At 62.1% G+C, this 771-nt stretch carries 1 protein-coding gene; it reads right to left on the bottom strand.

Going from position 1 to position 771, the window contains the following annotated elements; translation table 11 throughout:
• Positions 1–672 (bottom strand): ABC transporter substrate-binding protein (locus AC1DVR_RS23760; RefSeq protein WP_478003088.1); only part of this gene is annotated, 672 nt, incomplete at its 3' end.
• Between the last annotated feature and the right edge of the window lie 99 nt (positions 673–771).

Here is a 771-nt window from a genome sequence, read left to right as displayed (position 1 = left end):
GTCGTAATCTGCCCGCTTCACCAGCTTGACGAAATCGCCCTCTTTCCAACTGTTCACCAGATAGGGGCCGCTCGCCACGGTCTTGGACAGATTGGCCTGTTCGGAGGCCGGACTTGCCAGGGTCTTGGGCGAAATCAGGATCGAGCCGTGATAGCCCAGGGTCGGAATGAAACCCAGCGTGGGCTTCTTGAAGACCACCTTCACCGTGGCGGGATCAAGGGCCTCGGCATGGTCATAGGTCTTGGGGAACAGGCCGATCGGGTTGATCCCGTCCTCGGTCCGGCCAGCGTACCAGATGTCCAGATTGGCCACGACCGCCGCCGCATCCACCGCCGACCCGTCCGAGAAGGTGACGCCCGGTTTCAGCTTCAGGGTGAACTCGGTCGCCGTGTCGTTCTGCGTCCAGCTTTCCGCCAGCCAGGGCGACACGGCGCCCTTTTCATCGACATAAACCAGCTTGTCGGTCACATGGCCCCAGATATGGCCCTGAAAGCTGGAGATCGAAGAATTGTTCGGAATCCAGGTTGGTCCCAGCGAGTCGATGAGGAAAACCAGATCGCCACCGGCCTCTTCGGCGAAGGCGGTACCGCCAAGCGAGGCAACGGTCAGCGCGGCAGATCCAACCAGAAGGCTGCGGCGGGTCAGGCGAAGGGAAGCGGGAAGCTGTGTCATGGTACTATCCTGAGGGGGAGGGTCTTCGGGGCCTCCGGTGCTGCCGGGGCCGGGATGGGGCTGCTGAGTGCCTTGGGCTCAAGACCCAAGGCCGAAAAA

This window comes from Rhodobacter sp. P2_H5, from assembly GCF_056403335.1.
Note: the sequence above shows the minus strand (reverse complement) of the source record. Positions and strands in the feature narration are given on the sequence as shown.